Consider the following 479-nt stretch of genomic DNA (forward strand, 5'->3'; position numbering starts at 1 on the left):
GTCCCGTGCAATCACCTGAGTGCCGACACCGCTCTCGGAGTCGATGAGATGCGCAGTCCACTTCGCTTTGCCGCCATCGCGCTTGAGTTCAAACCAGTAAAGCACCGGCCAGGCCTTTGGCTCGGGATCGCCATCCGGGCCGTGCGCCCAGAAGCGTTTGCCGGTGACAAGATCCTTTAAGCCATCGCCGTTCATGTCGACCAGGTCCAGGGCGTGAGGCTGGGAGAAGACGATGCCCGTTTCGCCTTCAGTGGCATTCTTTCCGACGATGATGTGCTGATTCCAACCGACGGCTCCTCCGTCGTCCACCTGCTCGAACCAGGCGACACCGTAGCCGTGAGCCTGGAGGCTGGTGATGATGTCGTTTTTGCCATCGCCATTGACGTCGTAGGCAAACATGTGAGCTCCGCCGCCGCCCCACTTGGCGTCGTGCTTCGCCCATACGGGGTCGCCGGAGAGCGATGCCGGCTGCTCCCACC

The 479-nt window shown here is 62.0% G+C and carries 1 protein-coding gene; it reads right to left on the minus strand.

Features of this window, described 5'->3' with window-relative positions:
- Positions 1 to 399, minus strand: a 399-nt coding sequence (locus RGM3321_RS00195; protein WP_244391033.1) for a VCBS repeat-containing protein, incomplete at its 3' end; no start/stop codon positions are given.
- Positions 400 to 479: the final 80 nt, after the last annotated feature.

The sequence above is a fragment of the Pseudomonas sp. RGM 3321 genome, assembly GCF_022836805.1.
Taxonomy (GTDB): domain Bacteria; phylum Pseudomonadota; class Gammaproteobacteria; order Pseudomonadales; family Pseudomonadaceae; genus Aquipseudomonas.